We start from the raw sequence: 17,895 nt of genomic DNA, 5'->3' as shown, positions 1-17,895 counted from the left end.
AGAACCATGATGAATGCCCCTGTAAAGGCGCAACAAGGCGCCAAGACCCCCAAAAACCAGGCCAAGACCAGTTTCGCTGCGCTGTGGAAGCCAGCTTTGAAGCAGGCCTTTGTCAAACTGGACCCGCGCCAGCTGCTGCGCTCGCCGGTGATGCTGGTGGTGGAGATCACCGCCGTGCTTACCACGATGCTGTGCTTCGTACCCAACCCTGCGGTGAGTACCGGCCTGGCCGTGCAGATCGCCCTGTGGCTGTGGTTCACCGTGCTCTTCGCCAACTTCGCCGAGGCCCTGGCCGAAGGCCGCGGCAAGGCCCGCGCCGACAGCCTCAAGGCCGGTAGCCAGGGCCTGACCGCGCGGCGCAAGACCGCTGGCGAACAGTACCAGGTGGTTGCCGCCAGCCAGCTGCGCCGTGGCGATATCGTGCGCGTCGAGGCCGGCGAGCTGATCCCCGGCGACGGCGAGGTGATCGAGGGCATCGCCGCGGTCAACGAGGCGGCGATTACCGGCGAATCCGCGCCGGTGATCCGCGAGTCCGGCGGCGACCGTTCGGCGGTGACCGGCAACACCCGCGTGGTGTCGGACTGGCTGCTGGTGAAGATCACCGCCAACCCGGGCGAGTCGACCCTGGACCGGATGATCGCCCTGGTCGAGGGTGCCAAGCGGCAGAAGACCCCCAACGAGGTGGCGCTGGACATCCTGCTGATCGGCCTGAGCCTGATCTTCCTGCTGGTGGTGGCCACCCTGCAGCCGTTTGCCCGCTATGCCGGCGGTGACCTGCCGCTGGTGTACCTGGCCGCGCTGCTGGTGACCCTGATCCCGACCACCATCGGCGGGTTGCTCTCGGCCATCGGCATCGCCGGCATGGATCGTCTGGTGCGCCTCAATGTGATCGCCAAGTCCGGCCGCGCGGTGGAGGCGGCAGGTGATGTGCATGTGCTGCTGCTGGACAAGACCGGCACCATCACCTTCGGCAACCGCCGCTGCAGCGCGGTGATCAAGGCCCCTGGTATCAATGGCAAGGAGCTGGGTGAAGCGGCACTGCTGGCTTCCCTGGCTGACGATACCCCGGAAGGTAAATCCATCGTCGAGTACCTGCGTCCACTGACCACGCTGCGAGAGCCGGCGCGCAGCGAAGTCAAGGATATCGCCTTCAGCGCCGAGACTCGCCTGTCCGGTGTCGACTGGAACGGTCACAGCTACCGCAAGGGCGCGGTGGATGCCGTGCTGCTCTACCTCGGCCTGAGCCGCGAGGAGATGCCGGCGCCGCTGGCCCGCGAAGTGGAGAAGATCGCCCAGAGCGGCGGCACCCCGCTGCTGGTGGCCGGCGACGGCCAGCTGCTCGGCGCCATCCACCTCAAGGACGTGGTCAAGCCGGGCATCCGCGAGCGCTTCGCCGAGCTGCGCAGCCTGGGCATCCGCACCGTGATGGTGACCGGTGACAACCCGCTGACCGCCGCGGCCATCGCCGCCGAGGCCGGCGTCGACGACCTGATCGCCGAAGCCACGCCGGAGAAGAAGCTGCAGCGCATTCGCGCCGAGCAGGCCGAAGGCAAGCTGGTCGCCATGTGCGGCGACGGTGCCAACGATGCCCCGGCGCTGGCCCAGGCCGATGTCGGCCTGGCGATGAACGACGGCACCCAGGCCGCCCGCGAGGCCGCCAACCTGGTGGACTTGGACTCGGACCCGACCAAGCTGCTCGACGTGGTGCAGGTGGGCAAGGAGCTCTTGGTGACCCGTGGCGCGCTGACCACTCTCTCGGTGGCCAACGACGTGGCCAAGTACTTCGCCATCCTCCCGGCGCTGTTCGCCGGCATCTACCCGCAGCTCGGCGCGCTCAACCTGATGCAGCTGCACAGCCCGCAGAGCGCCATCCTCTCGGCCATCGTGTTCAACGCACTGATTATCATCGCGCTGATCCCCCTGGCCCTGCGCGGGGTGCGGGTCAAGGCTCTGGACGCCGCAAGCCTGCTGCGCCGCAACCTGCTGATCTACGGCCTGGGTGGCATCCTCGCACCCTTCGTCGGGATCAAGGTGATCGATGCGCTGCTGGTGGCGGTGGGGCTGGTGTGAGGCTTTGCCTCCCCTATCCCGTATGAGGGAGAGGGGAGGCGTTAGTAGCCCGGATGCAATCCGGGAAGACAGCCCCGGATTGCATCCGGGCTACTCGAAATTGGAGATAGATCATGTTTAAACAACTGCGCCCGGCCATCGCCATGCTGGGCCTGATGACCCTGGTGACCGGCGTGGCCTACCCGCTGGCCGTCACCGGCGTGGCCCAGCTGGCCTTCCCTGAACAGGCCAACGGCAGCCTGGTGCGCGATGCCCAGGGCGAGGTGCGTGGCAGCACGCTGCTGGCGCAGAACTTCGAGGGCGACCAGTGGTTCCAGCCGCGGCCGTCGGCCGGTGGTTTCGCCACCGTGGCCAGCGGTGCCAGCAACCTGGCACCGAGCAATCCGGCCCTGGCCGAACGCATCGCCAAGGACGCCCAGCGTCTGGTCGGCGAGGGTGCCGCGCCGGTGCCGCTGCAACTGGTCACCACCTCTGGCAGCGGTCTCGACCCGCATCTGTCGCCGGCCGCCGCACGCTGGCAGATCACCCGCGTCGCCGCAGCGCGCGGCATTCCGGCAAACAGCCTGGAGCGCCTGGTCGAGCAGCACACCGAGCGCCCGCTGGTGGGCCCGGCGGTGGTCAACGTGCTGGCGTTGAACCTGGCGCTGGCGGACAATCGCGCTTCCGTTCGCCATGAGAACACCCCATGAGTGATGCGTTGCGCGCCGATGCGCTGCTGGCCGATCTGCCCCGCGAGGGGCGCGGCCGGCTGAAAGTCTTCCTCGGCGCGGCACCCGGCGTGGGCAAGACCTTCGCCATGCTGCAGGCGGCGCAGGCGCAGCTGCGCCAGGGGGTCGACCTGCGCGTCGGCGTGGTCGAGACCCATGGCCGGGCGGAGACCGAAGCCATGCTCGCCGGCCTGCCGCAGCAACCCTTGCGGCGCCTGGAGTACCGCGGCGTGCCGCTGGTCGAGATGGATCTCGACGGCATCCTGGCCAACCCGCCCAAGCTAGTGCTGGTCGACGAGCTGGCCCACAGCAACGTGCCGGGCAGCCGGCACGCCAAGCGCTGGCAGGACGTGCAGGAGCTGCTCGACGCCGGCATCGACGTCTACACCACGGTCAACGTGCAGCACCTGGAAAGCCTCAACGACCAGGTGCGCGACATCACCGGCGTGCAGGTGCGCGAGACCCTGCCGGACTGGGTGCTGCAGGAGGCCGACGAGATCCTGCTGATCGACCTGCCGCCGCGCGAGCTGCTCGAACGCCTGCGCGAAGGCAAGGTCTACGTGCCGGAACAGGCGCGCGCGGCCATTGACGCCTTCTTCAGCCAGACCAACCTCACCGCGCTGCGCGAGCTGGCCATGCAGACCGCGGCGGCGCGGGTGGATGCCGACCTCAACCGCCGTTATCGCCAGCAGGGCCAGGAGGCGCCGAGCGTGCGCGGTCGCCTGCTGCTCGGCATCGACGGCGACGCCCAGGCCGAGCGCCTGGTGCGGCATGCCAGCCGGGTGGCGGAGCGGCGCCATCTGCCCTGGTCGGTGGTGCATGTGGACACCGGCGGCGAACGCGACGAGGAGCGTCTCGGCAACCTGCAGGCCGCCCAGCAACTGGCCGAACGTCTGGGCGGCGAGGTGGTGGTGCTGCGTGGTGGTTCGGTGGCCGACACCCTGGTCGAGCATGCCCGCGAGCGCCGCGCCAGCCTGATCCTGGTCGGCCGCAGCCGCCAGCGGCTGCGCCGGCGCTGGCGTTTCGGCCGCGGCCTGGCCGAGCGCCTGCTGAGCCTGGGCGAAGGCCTGGAAATCAGTGTGCTGGATACCGAGGCCGAACGCGCGCCTGCCAGCCCGCGCGTGCGCGCGGCACTGCAGTGGCGCGACTATCTGCTGGCGCCGCTGGCCACCGCCCTGGCCGTCGGCATGGCCCTGGGGATGTCGCGCCTGCTGGAGTTGCCGAACATCTCGCTGATCTTCCTCGCCGCCGTGCTGGTGGTGGCGGTGCGCAGCTCCCTGGGCCCGGCGCTGCTCTGTGCCGGGCTGTCGTTCCTGGCCTACAACCTGCTGTTCATCGAGCCGCTGCTGTCGCTGAAGATCGCCCGCCAGGAGGATGTGCTGACCCTGCTGTTCTTCCTGCTCATGGCCGGCCTCACCGGCAACCTGGCAACCCGTCAGCGCCGCCAGCTGCAGAGCCTGCGCCAGACCCAGGCGGAGACCACGGCGCTGCTTGAGCTGTCGCGCAAGCTGACCGCCGCCACCGACCGCCAGGCGGTATTGAGCGCCGCGTTGCAACAGTTCGGCCAGTGGCCGGAACTGGAGGTCAGCCTGCTGTCGCGCGCGCGCGATGGCGTATGGAAGACCGCGGCCGGCGCCCAGCGCCTGCTCGCCGAGACGGAGCGTGCCGCGGCCGACTGGGCCTGGCAGCACGAGCAGCCGGCCGGCCTGGGCACCGGCACCCTGCCGAACGGGCGCTGGTGGTGGTGGCCGCTGTCCGGCGAGGAGGGGCCGCTGGCGCTGCTCGGCGTGGCGCCCAGGGACGAGCGGCCGCTGAGCCCCGAGCGGCGCCGGTTGATCGCCGCGCTCGGCCAGCCGCTGGCCCAGGCCCTGGAGCGCGCGCAGCTGGCCGAAGACCTGGAAGCGGCGCGTCTGCACGGGCAGACCGAGGAACTGCGCAGCGCGCTGCTGGCCTCGGTGTCGCACGACCTGCGAACGCCGCTGACGGCCATGCGCGGCTCGATCGACAGTCTGCTGGCGCTCGGCGAACAGATTCCCCTGGCCGACCGTCGCGAGCTGCTGGAGGGCACCCGCGATGAGGCCGAGCGCCTAGATCGTTATATCCAGAACCTGCTCGACATGACCCGCCTCGGCCATGGCGGCCTCAAGCTCGCGCGCGACTGGGTGGCGCCGGCGGACATAGTCGCCAGCGCCGTGCAGCGTCTGCGTCCGGTGCTGGCGCCGCTGCAGCTGGATCTGCGGGTGCCGCAGCAGCTGCCGCTGCTCTATGCCCACGCGGCGCTGATCGAGCAGGCGCTGGTCAACGTGCTGGAGAATGCCGCGCGTTTCTCGCCCAGCCAGGGGCACCTGCGGCTGACGGTGGAGGCCGATGCCGAGGAGCTGCGCTTCGCCGTGGCCGACCAGGGGCCGGGCATCCCCGAGGCGGAACGGGAGAAGATCTTCGACATGTTCTACACGGCCGCCCGCGGCGACCGTGGCGGGCAGGGCACCGGCCTGGGCCTGGCGATCTGCCAGGGCATGGTCGGCGCCCACGGCGGGCGGGTGACGGTAGGCGAGGGCCTGGACGGCCGCGGAGCCTGTCTGACCCTGCATCTACCGCTGCATCCGCAACCCCTGTTGGAAGACGAATCCGCATGAACAGTATTAGCGCGAGCATCCTGGTGATCGACGACGAGGCGCAGATCCGCAAGTTCCTGCGCATCAGCCTCAGCGCCCAGGGCTACAAGGTGCTGGAGGCCGGCAATGGCCGCGAGGGGCTGGCCCAGGCCGCCCTGGCGCGGCCGGACCTAGTGGTGCTGGACCTTGGCCTGCCGGACATGGACGGCAAGCAGGTGCTCGGCGAGCTGCGCGAGTGGAGCCAGGTGCCGGTGCTGGTGCTCTCGGTGCGCGCCAGCGAGGGCGAGAAGGTGCTGGTCCTGGACGGTGGCGCCAACGATTACGTGACCAAGCCCTTCGCCATCCAGGAGTTTCTCGCCCGGGTGCGCGTGCTGCTGCGCCAGGCCGGTGCCGGCGAGCAGCAGGAGGCGGCGGTGCAGAGCGGCCCGCTGTGCCTGGACTTCGCCTACCGGCGGGTCAGCCTGGACGGTGCCGAGGTGGCGCTGACGCGCAAGGAGTACGCAGTGCTGGCCATGCTCGCCCGCCATATCGGCCGGGTGGTGACCCAGCAGCAGCTACTCAGGGACATCTGGGGGCCGAGCCATGTCGAGGACAGCCACTACCTGCGGGTGGTGGTGGGGCATCTGCGGCAGAAGCTCGGCGACGACCCGGCGGCGCCGCGCTTCATCGTCACCGAGGCTGGGGTCGGCTACCGGCTGCGAGAGCTGTAGGGCGGCTGCAGTCGGCGCGGGCTCTGCCGCGCTTTCATCTACCTGGCTTAGCCGTGCTCGCGCTCATACTTGTCCAGGGTGTCGTTGGCAATCTGCCGGCCGAGCATGATCAGCTCGGGCGCCTTGTGGAACTCGAAGAAGCGGCACACCCGCTTGGGCACGTTGATCAGGATGTCCGGCGGGTAGCCGGCGATCTTGTACTGGGCCAGCGAGGTCTGCATGGCCTCGAAGCTCTGGTTGACCAGTTCCAGCAGCGAGGCCGGGCCGACGTTGCCGAGTACCTGCGAGCTGCTGGCCGATTTTGGCACGCTGTCCTCGCCGTCTCGCGCCACCTTGGGTTCGATCCATGGATTGTGGATGTCCGCGCCTTCTTCGTCGGTTTCGCGGCGCAGGAAGGGCAGGCGGGCGCTGAGCGAGCCCATCAGCTGGTCGATCTTGCCCTTGAACGCCGCCGGCCGTTCGATCACCGGCAGGCTGTACTGCCTCTGGTTCAGGGAGTTGAGGTTGACCGCCACGATCAGGTCGCAGTGGCTGGACACCACCGGCACGATGGGCAGCGGGTTGAGCAGGCCGCCGTCGACCAGCATGCGCGAGCCCTGGGTCACCGGGGTGAACAGGCTGGGGATGGCTGCCGAGGCGCGCATGGCCTTGTGCAGGCAGCCTTCCTGGAACCAGATTTCCTGCTGGTTGGTCAGGTCGGTGGCGACCGCGGTGTAGGGAATCGCCAGGTTCTCGATATCGATCTCGCCGACGATCTCATGGATCTTGCCGAACACCTTCTCGCCGCGGATGGCGCCGAGGCGGAAGCTGACGTCGAGCAGGCGCAGCACGTCAAGGTAGTCCAGGCTCTCGGTCCATGCGCGGTATTCGCGTAGCTTGCCGGCTGCGTAGATGCCGCCGACCACCGCGCCCATGGAACAGCCGGCGATGCAGCCGATCTCGTAGCCGCGCGCCTCCAGGGCCTCGATCACGCCGATATGGGCATAACCGCGCGCACCGCCGGAACCCAGCACCAGGGCCACTTTCTTGTTCATTGCCAAATCCCCCACAGATGCTTCGAACATACCCGTCCAGAGCGGTCGCGCCAAGGACGGCTTTGCTAGAATCGCCTGCGTCGGGCACTTTGCCCGTGCATGGGTATCCAAGCCGTACACCCGTTTCCCAGGAGAGAGAAGATGACGAGAATCGCCACCCTTGCCCTGTTGGCCCTGGCCCTTACCGGTTGCGCCGCCAAGACCGCCTACCGCGACAGCTGCGCCAACCAGCTGGATGCCGCCTGGCGCGAGCTGGATCTGGCCAAGGCCGAGGGTTTCGCCGGTACCGTCAGTTACTCCAAGGCGCTGACCCTGCTGACCGGCGCCAAGACCTCGCAGCAATTCGAAGGCTACGAGAGCTGCACGCGCAATGCCGAGAAGGCACGCTTCTACATCCGCGAATCGCGCGCCGGGCGCTGAGGATGCTGCTCGATTTCACCACCCTGAGCGCGCTGGAGGCCTATCGCTGGCTGGCCGCGACAGTGACCCCGCGGCCCATCGCCTGGGTCTCCACGCGCTCGCCCGAGGGCGTCGACAACCTGGCGCCGTTCAGCTTCTTCCAGGTGATCAGCGACCAGCCGCCGACGTTGATGATCAACGTCGGCAGTCGTGATGACGGCAGCCTCAAGGACAGCCTGCGCAACGCGCGCGACACCGGCGAGCTGGTGATCCAGCTGGTGCCTTTCGCCCTTGCCGAGGCGATGAACGCCACGGCGGCGCTGTTCGGTCCGCAGGTCAGCGAGTTCGAGCACTGCGGCATCGCCCGCGAGCCCTCGTTGCGCGTCGCACCGCCGCGGGTCGCCGGCGCGCCGGTGGCCTTCGAGTGCCGGGTGGCGGAGATCCAGCCCTACCCACGGCATGCACCGAACTGCCACCTGATCTTCGCCGAAGTGCTGCTGGCGCACCTGGACGACAGCGTGCTGGGTGAGGACGGGCGCATCGATGCGGTGCGCCTGGACCTGGTCGGTCGTCTCGGTGGCAGCGGCTATACCCGCACCCGCGAGATCTTCCGCATGCAGCGTCCGTCCTGACCCGTCGCACAGTTTCGTGAGCAACTGTTTCGCGGTGCTTTGCCCGGCCCGCGACGCCCAGTAGCATCGGTGGGTCGGAACAGGAGCGAGCGATGCTGACGAAACTGGAAGCGGTACTGCATGAGGTCAATCAGGTGCTGCTGGGCAAGGAACCGCAGGTGCGCCTGGCCCTGACCTGCCTGCTGGCGCGTGGGCACCTGCTGATCGAGGACCTGCCCGGCATGGGCAAGACCACCCTCAGCCATGCCCTGGCGCGGGTGCTGGGCCTGAGCTTCCAGCGCATCCAGTTCACCTCCGACCTGCTGCCCGGCGATATTCTCGGCACCTCGGTGTTCGACAAGGACAGCGGGCAGTTCGTCTTCCATCCCGGGCCGATCTTCGCCGAGCTGGTGCTGGCCGACGAGATCAACCGCGCTACGCCGAAGAGCCAGAGCGCGCTCTTGGAGGCCATGGAGGAGGGCCAGGTGACCATCGAGGGCGCCACCCGGCCATTGCCGGAGCCTTTCTTCGTCATCGCCACGCAGAACCCGGTCAGCTCCGGCGGCACCTTCGCCCTGCCGGAGTCGCAGCTGGACCGCTTCCTCATGCGCCTGTCGCTGGGCTATCCGGCGCGTGCCGCCGAGCGCTCGTTGCTGCTCGGCGAGGCGCGGCGCGATCTGCTGCCCAGGCTGGAGCCCATCCTCGATCATGCCGAGCTGGCGGCGATCCAGGCGCTGATCCCGCAGGTGCGCGCCAGCGACGCGCTGGTCGACTACGTGCTGCGCCTGGTCGAGGCCACCCGCAGCGAGCCGCAGTTCGCCTGGGGCCTGTCGCCGCGCGCCAGCCTGGCGCTGCTGGCGGCGGCGCGGGCCTGGGCCTTCCTCGCAGGGCGCGACTATGTGATCCCGGAGGATGTGCAGGCGGTGCTACCGGCGGTGGTCGGCCACCGTTTGCGCGAGCGTGCCGACCCGGCCGGCCACGGCGGCGGCACGCTGGTGCAGTGGCTGCTGCGCGAAGTCGCGGCGGTGTGATGGGCATCCGCGCTCGCTGGCGCCGCTGGGTCGCCCGGCGCATCCCGGCCGCCGCGCAGGTGCAGCTGAACCAGCGGCGCATCTTCATCATGCCCGACCGGGTCGGTGCGGCCTTCGCCGTGGTGCTGCTGCTGATGCTGCTGGCCGCCATCAACTACGAGAACAGCCTGGCCTATGGCCTGACCTTCCTGCTGGCGGCGGTATTCGTGATCGCCATCCTGCACACCTACCGCAATTTCGCCGGCCTGCTGCTCAAGGCCGGCGCCAGCAACGCCGTGTTCGTCGGCGAGCAGGCGCGTTTCAAGGTGCGCCTGGAGGGCGTCGAGCATGCCCACCAGGCCATCGGCCTGGGCTGGCCGCCGCAGCCGCTGCAGCAGGTCGACGTCCCCCAGGGTGGCCAGCGCGAGTGCGAGCTGAGCCTGCCGGCGCTCAAGCGCGGCTGGTTGCGGCCCGAGCGCATGCGGGTGGAGAGCCATTTCCCGCTGGGCATCCTGGTGGCCTGGAGCTGGGTCGATCTGGACCAGGCCGTGCTGGTCTATCCGCGCCCGCTGGAGGGCGAGCTGCCGCTGGCGGCCGGCGGCAGCGACGACGAGGAAGAGGAGGGTGCTCGCGCCAGCGGCCAGGGGGCCGACGACTACCAGGGGCTGCGCGGCTACCAGCCCGGCGACTCCAAGCGGCGCCTGCACTGGAAGGCCTTCTCGCGTGGCCAGGGGCTGCTGGTCAAGGACTTCGCCGCGCTCGCCGGGCGTGACCTGTGGCTGGATTTCCAGGCCCTCGGCGGTGATGCCGAGGAGCGCCTGTCGCGCCTGTGCTACTGGGTACTGCAGCTGGACGCACGGCAGCAGGCCTATGGCCTGCGTCTGCCCGGCTGCGAGCTGGCGCCGGATCATGGCGACGCCCATCGCGAGGCCTGCCTGCGCGCCCTGGCACTCTATGGGAGCAAGCCATGAGCAGGGGACAGCCGAGCGCGATCCAACCGATTCCACGCATCGCCCTGACCTGGCTGCTGGTGGCCCAGGTGCTGGTGATACTGCCGCACCTGCTGCACCTGCCGCCTTGGATCATCGGCCTGTGGCTGTTGTGCGCCGGCTGGCGCATACAGGTCTACCGCATGCGCGCGCGCTTCCCCAACGGCCTGGAGCGGGCCGGCTTGATGCTTGCGACGGCGGCCGCCGTGTTTCTCTCGCGCGGCAGCCTGATCGGCCTCGATGGCGGCGTGCTGCTGCTGGTGGCCGCCTTCATCATCAAGCTGGTGGAGCTGCGCAGCCGGCGTGACGCCCTGCTGCTGATCTTCCTCGGCTTCTTCGTGGTGGTCACCGCCTACCTGTTCGACGACAGCCTACTGGCCGCGCTCTACAGCCTGCTGCCGGTGACCGCGCTGCTGGCCGCGCTGATCGGCCTGCAGCACAGCGGCCTGGCCGAGCGCCCGGCGGCCACCTTCAAGCTGGCGGCCTCGATGTTGTTGCAGGCGGTGCCGCTGATGCTGCTGCTGTTCCTGTTCTTCCCGCGCCTGGGCCCGCTGTGGAGCCTGCCCAACCCGCAGCAGAGCAGTACCGGGCTGTCCGACAGCATGGCGCCGGCCGACGTGGCCGAGCTGAGCCGGTCGCCGGCGCTGGCCTTCCGCGCCAGCTTCAACGGGGCGATTCCGCCGCGCGAGCAGCTGTACTGGCGGGCGCTGACCCTGGAGCACTTCGACGGCCGGCGCTGGTCGCAGTCCGCGGGCAGCCGTCGCGGCGGCGCCGTGCAGTGGTCGCCGCAGGGCGAGGCGCTGGAATACAGCATCGTCATGCAGCCCAGCGGCAGGCCCTGGCTGTTCGTGCTGGACGTCGGCCTCAGCGAACTGCCGGGAGCGAGCCAGATGGACGACTTCCGCGTGGAGCTGCGCCGTCCCGTGCTGCAGAACCTGCTCTACGAGGCGCGCTCCTGGCCTGCGGCGCTACGCCAGCCGGTGCTGCCCGCCGAGATGGCGCGACGTACCCTGCAACTGCCCCCGGTGGGCGACCCGCGCAGCCGCGAGTGGGCGGCGCAGCTGCGCCGCCAGCACGAGCGGCCGCAGGAACTGGTCGCCGCGCTGCTGCAGCATTTCAACCGCGAACCCTACGGCTACACCCTCAAGCCGCCGCCGGTGGGCGAGCACAGCATCGACGAGTTCCTCTTCCGCACCCGCCAGGGCTTCTGCGCCCACTATGCCGGGGCCATGGTCTTCGTCCTGCGCGCCGCTGGCATTCCGGCGCGGGTGGTCGCCGGCTACCAGGGCGGCGAGCTGAATGCCGCCGGCAATTACCTCTCGGTGCGCCAGCTGGATGCCCATGCCTGGGTCGAGTACTGGCAGGAAGGGCGCGGCTGGGTCAGCGTCGACCCGACCTTCCAGGTGGCGCCGGAGCGTATCGAGCTCGGCTCCCAGGATGCCCTGGCGAGCGATGAGGGCTTCCTCGAGGGCTCGCCCCTGTCGCCATTGCGCTACCGCGACATCGCCTGGCTCAACCAGCTGCGCCTGGCCTGGGACAACATCAATCACAACTGGCAGCGCTGGGTGCTGGGCTACCGCGGCGAGCAGCAACTGAGCCTGTTGCAGCGCTGGTTCGGTACCCTGGAGTGGCACACCCTGGTGCCGGCCCTGGTCGGCGGCGGCGCCCTGTTGCTTGGCCTGCTGGCACTCTGGCTGTTCAAGCCCTGGCGCCGCGAGCGTGACCCGCAGCGGCGCGTGCTGCGCCGCTTCGAGACGCTGTTGCGCCGGCACGGCCTGCATCGTGCACCGGGCGAGGGCGTGCGGGCTTTCGCCGCCCGGGCGGCGCAAGCCCTGCCGCAGCAGGGCGAACTGATCGCCGCCTTCGCTGCGGCCTTCGAGGCCCAGCGCTACGCCGGCGCAGCCGCGGCGCCGGAGGACATGCGCCGCCTGCTGCGGCGCCTGCGCCGCGAGTTACCCTGGCGAGCACGACCGGCCACGGAGGATCAGAGATGAGTCAGTTCCAGCAGGTGCTGTTCGAGCAGGTGATCGTCCAGCAAGTGCGCTTGTATGCCTGCCTGGCGCGTCTGCGCGAGCAGACCGATGCCGAGGCCCTGCATGACCTGCGCATCACCCTGCGGCGTCTGCGCAGCCTGTTGCGGCCGCTGCGCCGCGAGCCGCTGTGCGCCGCCCTGGAGCGTGCAGCCGCCGCGCTGGGCCAGGCCAGCGGCCCGTTGCGCGATCTGCAGGTGCTGGCGCTGGAGCTGGAGAGCCGGGGGCTGCCCGGAGCGGCCCGTGCCCGCCGCAGCCAGCTCGCCGCCGGCCTGCCCGGGTTGCTGGGTGGGCTGGCGCTGCGACGCCTGACGATCCTGCTCGATGACTGGCCGGAGGACTGCCGCCAGGCGCGGCAAACCAATGAGTGGAGGGCCCGGGGCAGGACCGTGGCGCGCTACATGGAGCGCCAGACCGAGGCGCTGGCGCAGGCGCTGCGCGATCCGGCCCATGACCGTCACCGCCTGCGCCTGCTGATCAAGCGCCTGCGCTATTGCGCCGAAGCCTGGCCGCACCAGGCCGGACTCGCCGAGGAGGCATTGCGCGCGCTGCGCACCGCGCAGGGCGCGCTGGGTGACTGGCACGACCACTGGCAGTGGCTGCAGCGCCTGCAGGTCGAGGCGGACCTGCGCCCCTGTGCTGCCGCCTGGAGTGAATCCCTGCAGCTGGCCGAGCAGGCCGCCGACCAGGCCCTGCAGGAATTGCTCGCGCACTTTGCGCTGCGCTGAATGGGCGCCGATATGGGCGCTCGATTGGCCAGCCAGTCACTCCCGCAGTGGCGCGCTTTTCTCTAAGCTTCAGCGTGCATGACAGGAGATTGCGCATGACTTTCGCTGAACTGATCCACGCAGTACACACCCACCCGCAGCATGTCGTCGTTCCGGGCCTGTGGGGCCAGGGCCGCGCCACTTTCGGCGGCCTGGTGGCGGCCATGGTCTACGAGGCCATGCGTCTCAGGGTGCCGGCCGGGCGGCCGGTGCGCTCGCTGTCCATCACCTTCGTCGGGCCGCTGCTGATGGGCGAGCCGGTGGCGTTCGAGGTGGAAGTGCTGCGCGAGGGCAAGTCGGTCAGCCAGGTGCTCGGTCGCGCCGTGCAGAATGGCGCGGTGGTGGCCCTGGCCCAGGGCAGCTTCGGCGCCTCGCGGCAGTCCGCAGTGCGCGTCGAGGCCGAGCCGGCGCCGGCCATGAAGGCGGTGGAGGAGTGCCCCGAGCTACCTTACGTGGCCGGTGTGACGCCGGAGTTCACCCGTTTCCTGGCCATGCGCTGGGGGCAGGGCGGCATGCCGTTCAGCAACACCCCGGCGCGCCACATGGGCGGCTGGGTACGCCTGCGCAGCGACGTCAGCTATGACAGGGTGAACGAGGCCCACCTGCTGGCCCTGGTCGACGCCTGGCCGCCGGCCGTGCTGGCGCACCTGAGCAAGCCGGCGCCGGGCAGCTCGCTGACCTGGACCATCGAGTTCGTCCACCCGATCCCCAGCCTGACCACCCATGACTGGTGCCTGTACCAGGCCGAGATCGAGCATGCGCTCGACGGCTATGGGCACATCGCCGCGCGGCTGTGGACCGCCGATGGCCAGCTGCTGGCGCTGAGCCGGCAGACCACCACCGTCTTCGACTAGAGCTCGGGGAGGCCGAAGAAGGCCCGTGCCGCGGCGCTGCTGTGCGCCGCCAGCGCGGCCTGGCTCTCGCCGCGGTGCAGCGCCACTTCGCGCAGCACCTCGGTGAGGAAGGCCGGCTCGTTGTGGCCGCTCTTCGGCTTGGGCCTCAGGCTGCGCGGGAGCAGGTAGGGCGCGTCGCTCTCCAGCATCAGGCGCCCGGCCGGAATGTCGCGCATCAGCGGATGCAGGTGGGTGCCGCGGCGCTCGTCGCAGATCCAGCCGGTGATGCCGATATGCAGGTCGAGGTCGAGGTAGCCATAGAGGGTCGCCTTGTCGCCGGTGAAACAGTGCACCACGGCGGCCGGCAGCCGATCGCGGAACTGCCGCAGGATGGCGGTGAGGCGTTCGCCGGCCTCGCGTTCGTGGAGGAACACCGGCAGCTGCAGCTCCACGGCCAGCTCCAGCTGTTCCTCCAGGGCCTTTTCCTGCTGCGGGCGCGGCGAGAAGTCGCGGTTGAAGTCCAGCCCGCATTCGCCCACGGCGCGCACCGGTGCCTCGGCCAGCAGGGCGCGCAGCTGGCGCGCGCTGTCGGCGTTCCACTGGCTGGCGTCATGCGGGTGCACGCCGGCGGTACTGAACAGCTGGCGGCCGCTGGCGTCCAGTTCGCGGCAGAAATCCAGGGCCTGCTCGCTCTCTTCCAGGCTGGTGCCGGTCAGCACCAGCTGGCACACGCCGGCCGCCCGGGCGCGTTCGAGCACCGCCTGGCGTTCTCGGGCCAGGCTGGGATGGGTCAGGTTGACGCCGATGTCGATGAGTTGCATGGTGCTACCTCGCAAGCCGAGCGGGGCAGCATAGCAGAGCCTTGCTTTATGTAATAAACCAAGTAATTACAGGTGGTTATGTATGCTTGTTAATGTTTATTACCAGCTCGGGCTGGCAGATTGACGGTCGCTGTGACAACCTCCGCGCCCCTCGCGATGGAACCATCCGTCGCCGGGATGCTCTCAGTCGGCCGGGTCGTTCCTTGACCCGGCACCACCCGGAGGTCCGATGACGCGAGCGCTGCTCCTGCTGCTCTGCTGCCTGGCAGTCCTGCCGGCCCATGCGCGCCTGAGCGGCCTCGGCGGCAACCTGCCGCAGGCCACGAGCCAGCGCGACCTGGCGCAGATCCGCAAGAGCGGCGAGCTGCGCGTGCTGGTCAACCAGAGCCGCAACAGCTCCGGCGAGATCAAGGGCCAGGCCATCGGCATCGAATACCAGCGCCTGCGCGCCTTCGAGCAGTACCTCAACCGTACCGCGCGCGATGGTCGTGAGCTGCGCCTGAAACTCATCCCCAAGGCCAAGGACCAGCTGGTGGCCGCCCTGCAGAAGGGCGAGGGCGACCTGGTGGCGCCCGGTGAACTGCTCGATGCCCATCCGGGCCTCGGTATCAGCGCCAGCACGGCGATCCGCCGCGACGTACCGCTGGTGGTGGTCGGCAACCTGCGCAACCGCCACTACAAGAGGCTCGCGGACATGTCCGGGCGCAGCCTGACCCTGCCGATGGGCAGCGCCGTCGCCGATGCCCTGCGCGAGGTCAACCAGCAGCTGGCGCAACAGGGCAAGCCGCCGGTGGTGGTGGAATGGGCCGATCCCAGCCTGGCCGTCGAGGACGTGCTGGAGATGGTGCAGGCCGGCATCTACCCCTGGACGGCGGTGGAGTTGCCGATTGCCGAGCGCTGGCGCAAGGTGATGCCGCGCCTGCGCATCGAGCGCCACCTGGTGGTGGGCGCCGGGGGCGACATGAGCTGGTTCGTGCGCCGCGAGTCTCCCATGCTGCGCGCCAGCATCGACCGTTTCCTCGAGGGTTACCGCACGCCGGGCGATCAGGACTCCACCCTGCAGCGTGTCTATCGGCGCTCCTACAAGGTGCGCAATCCGTTGGCCCAGGCCGACCGGCAGCGTCTGGAGCGAGTGCGCGCGGTGTTGCAGAAGCACGGTGCGCAGCAGAACCTGGACTGGCTGCAGCTGGCGGCGGTGGCCTACAAGGAGTCCACCCTCAACCCGGCCGCGCGCGGCGCCTCCGGCGCTACCGGGCTGATGCAGATCACCCCCGCAGCGGCGCGCAGCGTCGGCGTCGGCAATATCCACGCGCTGGACAACAACGTGCTGGCCGCGACCCGCTACATGGCGTGGATTCGCCGCGAGTTCTTCTCCAGCCGGCAGATCGCCGAGAGCGAGCGCATGGCCTTCGTCCTGGCCGCTTACAACATGGGGCCGCAGCGGGTCCAGGGACTGCGCGCCGAGGCGCGGCGACGTGGGCTGAATGCCAACCAGTGGTTCTTCCAGGTGGAGCGTGTTGCGCTGGAGCAGATCGGCATGGGCGTGGTCAGCTATGTCAACAGCGTGAATAAGTACTACCTTGCTTATGACCGCGAGCGCTTTCTGCTGGAGCCCCGCAAGCAGAAGCTCAGTGTCAAAGACTGATCGAATTAATTGATTTTAATATGCGCAAAATTGCGCTTTCAATATCGCTTAATTCGAATAGTATGTGCCTCACCAACAGCACACACCCCCTCACAAGGAACTGGCACATGAACAACCTGATCAAGACCCTGATGTCCACCAACGCCGGCTATGGCATCACCCTGCTGCGTGTCGTCACCGGCCTGACCTTCGCCGCCCATGGAGCGCAGAAGCTGTTCGGCTGGTTCGGCGGCTACGGCCTGGAAGGTGTGGGCCAGTGGATGGAGAGCATCGGCATCACCCCCGGCTACCTGATGGCTCTGCTTGCCGGTAGCGCCGAGTTCTTCGGCGGCCTGGCCCTGGTGGTCGGCCTGCTGGTCCGCCCGGCGGCACTGTCCCTGCTGGTATCCATGCTGGTGGCGGTATTCGCCGTGCACTGGGCCAATGGCTTCTTCATGGCCAACAACGGCTACGAGTACGCCATGATCCTCGCCGTGATCAGCGCGGCGCTGATGGTCGAGGGCGCCGGCAAGCTGTCGCTGGATCGCCGCATCGCCGGCTGAGACGGTTGCACGGAGACAAGGCCCGCGAAAGCGGGCCTTTTTGCATTCAGGGTGTCTCCTCCCGGCTCTGCGCCAGCTGTTCAGCTGCTTCCAGGCGCAGGCGCTCGCTGTCGTCGAAGCGCTGCGCGGCCAGTTCGGCAATTGCTGCCTGTTTGTCACTTTCGCTCAAACCGTCGTTGGCCAGCACCCTGGCCTTTTCCCGACGGTAGTCGGCGAGGCGCTGGCGCCATTGCTGGCGCTGCTGGTCCAGCGCTTCCAGGCGCGCGGTGGCCTCGGCGCCGACCAGTTGCAGGCGCAGCTGCTGGATTTGCGCGGCGCTGGCGCCCTGGGCCTGCAGGGCTGCGGTCTGCTGGCGCAGCTCGGCTTGCAGCTGCGGGGCCAGCACTGCCTGTAGCTCCTCCGGCAGGCCGGCACGCAGGCGGTCGAGCGCCTCGGCCTTCTGCCGGTCGTCCAGCGTCTGGTCGTGACGGATCGCCAGGCGCTGCAGGGTGAAGCCGTTGTAGGCCTCTTCCTCGGCGAAGAAGGCCTGGTGCGTTTCGGCGCTGAACAGGCTGGCACGCAGGCTCTGCACCGCCTGCTCGCGCTGGCGCAGGGCATCCAGGCTGGCCATCTGCGGCAGGTCCTTCTCCAGTTGCACCAGTTGGCGCTTGTATTCCAGGTACTGCTCCAGCAGCGCCAGGGCCTGGCTTTCGGCCGGCTCGTCGAGCTGGCTGCGGACATAGGCCTGTAGGCGCTCGATGGTGGCTGTGAGGCTGTCCTCGCCATAGGCGCTGAGGAAGTAGTCGAAGATGCGCCGGATATCCCGCTCGATCAGCAGGTTGCCGGCCGCATCGAGGCGGAACTGGCCATCCACCTGGGTTCCGGCGAAGGAGGGTGGCAGGGGTGCGATTTCGGCAGCCAGGGGCGGTGCTGCAGGTGCGTCGTCGAGGGTTTGCTGCAGCGCTGGCGACGGCAGCGGTGCGCCAGGCGCAGTCGATAGCGCCGCTGGGCTGGGTGCTGGAGTCAGTGGGTTGAGGGCGAGGGTGACGGCGATGCCGGCCCCGATCAGCAGGGGAACGGCCAGAAGCAAGGCTTTGTTCACGGCGAGACTCGGCGGGGGAAAACATCGGGGC

16 protein-coding genes are annotated in these 17,895 nt (G+C 69.2%); 13 read left to right on the top strand and 3 right to left on the bottom strand.

Going from position 1 to position 17,895, the window contains the following annotated elements; all coding sequences use genetic code 11:
• Nucleotides 1-6 precede the first annotated feature (6 nt).
• The 4 genes from kdpB (at nt 7) to DMO17_RS14470 (ending at nt 6,102) form a co-directional block, all read left to right on the top strand.
• Nucleotides 7-2,070 (top strand): potassium-transporting ATPase subunit KdpB, encoded by a 2,064-nt coding sequence (kdpB, locus tag DMO17_RS14485; RefSeq protein WP_375538020.1) that lies wholly within the window; start codon nt 7-9, stop codon nt 2,068-2,070.
• Nucleotides 2,071-2,183: 113 nt separating this feature from the next.
• Nucleotides 2,184-2,759 carry a potassium-transporting ATPase subunit KdpC gene (gene kdpC, locus DMO17_RS14480; protein ID WP_110683200.1) on the top strand — a complete coding sequence of 192 codons (576 nt, stop codon included), beginning with the start codon at nt 2,184-2,186 and terminating at the stop codon, nt 2,757-2,759.
• A complete protein-coding gene (locus DMO17_RS14475; protein WP_110683199.1) occupies nt 2,756-5,413 on the top strand; it encodes a sensor histidine kinase in 2,658 nt (885 codons plus the stop codon). Before kdpC ends, DMO17_RS14475 begins: the two co-directional genes overlap by 4 nt.
• The gene (locus tag DMO17_RS14470) at nt 5,410-6,102 is read left to right on the top strand and encodes a response regulator (protein ID WP_110683198.1); all 693 of its coding nucleotides are present in this window, start codon (nt 5,410-5,412) and stop codon (nt 6,100-6,102) included. The genes DMO17_RS14475 and DMO17_RS14470 overlap by 4 nt, the downstream gene beginning before the upstream one ends.
• 47 nt (nt 6,103-6,149) lie before the next feature.
• Here DMO17_RS14470 and DMO17_RS14465 read toward each other — a convergent pair whose 3' ends face one another.
• Nucleotides 6,150-7,136, bottom strand: a complete 987-nt coding sequence (locus DMO17_RS14465) for a patatin-like phospholipase family protein (RefSeq protein WP_110683197.1) — start codon at nt 7,134-7,136, stop codon at nt 6,150-6,152.
• Between the two features lie 141 nt (nt 7,137-7,277).
• Between DMO17_RS14465 and DMO17_RS14460 the strand changes: the two genes are divergently transcribed.
• The 7 genes from DMO17_RS14460 to DMO17_RS14430 all read left to right on the top strand — a co-directional run bounded on the left by DMO17_RS14460 (nt 7,278) and on the right by DMO17_RS14430 (nt 13,796).
• Nucleotides 7,278-7,556: a hypothetical protein gene (locus tag DMO17_RS14460; protein WP_110683196.1), complete on the top strand. Its 279-nt coding sequence runs from the start codon at nt 7,278-7,280 to the stop codon at nt 7,554-7,556.
• Between the two features lie 2 nt (nt 7,557-7,558).
• A complete protein-coding gene (locus DMO17_RS14455) occupies nt 7,559-8,167 on the top strand; it encodes a flavin reductase family protein (RefSeq protein ID WP_110683195.1) in 609 nt (202 codons plus the stop codon).
• Between the two features lie 92 nt (nt 8,168-8,259).
• Nucleotides 8,260-9,177, top strand: a complete 918-nt coding sequence (locus DMO17_RS14450; protein WP_110683194.1) for an AAA family ATPase — start codon at nt 8,260-8,262, stop codon at nt 9,175-9,177.
• Nucleotides 9,177-10,127 carry a DUF58 domain-containing protein gene (locus DMO17_RS14445; RefSeq protein ID WP_110683193.1) on the top strand — a complete coding sequence of 317 codons (951 nt, stop codon included), beginning with the start codon at nt 9,177-9,179 and terminating at the stop codon, nt 10,125-10,127. The genes DMO17_RS14450 and DMO17_RS14445 overlap by 1 nt, the downstream gene beginning before the upstream one ends.
• The gene (locus tag DMO17_RS14440; protein ID WP_110683192.1) at nt 10,124-12,139 is read left to right on the top strand and encodes a transglutaminase TgpA family protein; all 2,016 of its coding nucleotides are present in this window, start codon (nt 10,124-10,126) and stop codon (nt 12,137-12,139) included. Before DMO17_RS14445 ends, DMO17_RS14440 begins: the two co-directional genes overlap by 4 nt.
• Nucleotides 12,136-12,903 carry a CHAD domain-containing protein gene (locus DMO17_RS14435; protein ID WP_110683191.1) on the top strand — a complete coding sequence of 256 codons (768 nt, stop codon included), beginning with the start codon at nt 12,136-12,138 and terminating at the stop codon, nt 12,901-12,903. Before DMO17_RS14440 ends, DMO17_RS14435 begins: the two co-directional genes overlap by 4 nt.
• Nucleotides 12,904-12,998: 95 nt before the next feature.
• Nucleotides 12,999-13,796 carry an acyl-CoA thioesterase gene (locus tag DMO17_RS14430; RefSeq protein ID WP_110683190.1) on the top strand — a complete coding sequence of 266 codons (798 nt, stop codon included), beginning with the start codon at nt 12,999-13,001 and terminating at the stop codon, nt 13,794-13,796.
• Here DMO17_RS14430 and DMO17_RS14425 read toward each other — a convergent pair.
• Entirely contained in the window at nt 13,793-14,596 is an 804-nt protein-coding gene (locus DMO17_RS14425; RefSeq protein ID WP_110683189.1) for a TatD family hydrolase, read from the bottom strand. The genes DMO17_RS14430 and DMO17_RS14425 overlap by 4 nt on opposite strands.
• Before the next feature lie 229 nt (nt 14,597-14,825).
• Here DMO17_RS14425 and DMO17_RS14420 point away from each other — a divergent pair, with 229 nt between their 5' ends.
• Together DMO17_RS14420 and DMO17_RS14415 are read left to right on the top strand one after the other, a co-directional pair.
• Nucleotides 14,826-16,241, top strand: coding sequence for an MltF family protein (locus DMO17_RS14420; protein ID WP_110683188.1), 1,416 nt, complete (start codon nt 14,826-14,828; stop codon nt 16,239-16,241).
• A gap of 107 nt (nt 16,242-16,348) precedes the next feature.
• On the top strand, nt 16,349-16,783 hold the full coding sequence (locus tag DMO17_RS14415; RefSeq protein WP_110683187.1) for a DoxX family protein: 435 nt from the start codon (nt 16,349-16,351) through the stop codon (nt 16,781-16,783).
• 46 nt (nt 16,784-16,829) lie between these two features.
• Here the strand turns inward: DMO17_RS14415 and DMO17_RS14410 are convergent, their stop codons facing one another.
• On the bottom strand, nt 16,830-17,864 hold the full coding sequence (locus DMO17_RS14410; protein ID WP_110683186.1) for a lipase secretion chaperone: 1,035 nt from the start codon (nt 17,862-17,864) through the stop codon (nt 16,830-16,832).
• Nucleotides 17,865-17,895: the final 31 nt, after the last annotated feature.

It is taken from the genome of Aquipseudomonas alcaligenes (assembly GCF_003205495.1).
Classification (GTDB): domain Bacteria; phylum Pseudomonadota; class Gammaproteobacteria; order Pseudomonadales; family Pseudomonadaceae; genus Aquipseudomonas; species Aquipseudomonas alcaligenes_B.
Note: the sequence above shows the minus strand (reverse complement) of the source record. Positions and strands in the feature narration are given on the sequence as shown.